Here is a 1,191-nt window from a genome sequence, read left to right as displayed (position 1 = left end):
ATGGGCAAGGAAAAGTTCTCCCGCACCAAGCCGCACTGCAACATCGGGACGATCGGCCACGTCGATCACGGCAAGACGTCGCTGACGGCGGCGATCACGAAGGTGCTGGCTGAGACGGGCGGCGCGACGTTCACGGCCTATGACCAGATCGACAAGGCGCCGGAGGAGAAGGCGCGCGGGATCACGATCTCGACGGCGCACGTGGAGTACGAGACGACGAACCGGCACTACGCCCACGTCGACTGCCCCGGCCACGCCGACTACGTGAAGAACATGATCACGGGCGCGGCGCAGATGGACGGCGCGATCCTGGTGGTGTCGGCGGCCGATGGCCCGATGCCGCAGACGCGCGAGCACATCCTGCTGGCGCGTCAGGTCGGCGTGCCGGCGCTGGTGGTGTTCCTCAACAAGGTCGACATGGTCGACGACGAGGAGCTGCTGGAGCTGGTCGAGCTGGAGGTGCGCGAGCTCCTGTCGAAGTACGACTTCCCCGGCGACGACATCCCGATCACCAAGGGCTCGGCGCTGATGGCGCTGGAGGACAAGGAGCCGAAGATCGGCAAGGAAGCCGTCCTGGCGCTGATGGCGACGGTGGACAGCTACATCCCGCAGCCGGAGCGCCCGATCGACCTGCCGTTCCTGATGCCGATCGAGGACGTGTTCTCGATCTCAGGGAGAGGCACGGTGGTGACGGGCCGGGTCGAGCGCGGGATCGTGAAGGTGGGCGAGGAAGTCGAGATCGTCGGCATCCGGGCGACCACCAAGACGACGGTGACGGGCGTCGAGATGTTCCGCAAGCTGCTCGACCAGGGTCAGGCGGGCGACAACGTGGGCGTGCTGCTGCGCGGCACGAAGCGCGAGGACGTGGAGCGCGGCCAGGTGGTGTGCAAGCCGGGTTCGGTGAAGCCGCACTCGAAGTTCAAGGCCGAGGCCTACATCCTGACGAAGGAAGAGGGCGGCCGCCACACGCCGTTCTTCACGAACTACCGGCCGCAGTTCTACTTCCGGACGACGGACGTGACCGGGATCTGCACGCTGCCGGAGGGCACCGAGATGGTGATGCCGGGCGACAGCGTGACCATGGACGTGGCGCTGATCGTGCCGGTGGCCATGGAGGAGAAGCTGCGCTTCGCCATCCGCGAGGGCGGCCGCACGGTCGGTGCCGGCGTCGTCGCCGCCATCAACGACTGA

General features: G+C 67.1%; 1 protein-coding gene. It reads left to right on the top strand.

The window, feature by feature from the left end; all coding sequences use genetic code 11:
- Window positions 1–1,191, top strand: a complete 1,191-nt coding sequence (gene tuf / locus FVE89_RS30360) for an elongation factor Tu (protein ID WP_161393874.1) — start codon at window positions 1–3, stop codon at window positions 1,189–1,191.

The organism is Methylobacterium sp. 2A, assembly GCF_009806555.1.
Classification (GTDB): Bacteria; Pseudomonadota; Alphaproteobacteria; order Rhizobiales; family Beijerinckiaceae; genus Methylobacterium.
This window is presented reverse-complemented; position numbering and strand designations above follow the sequence as displayed.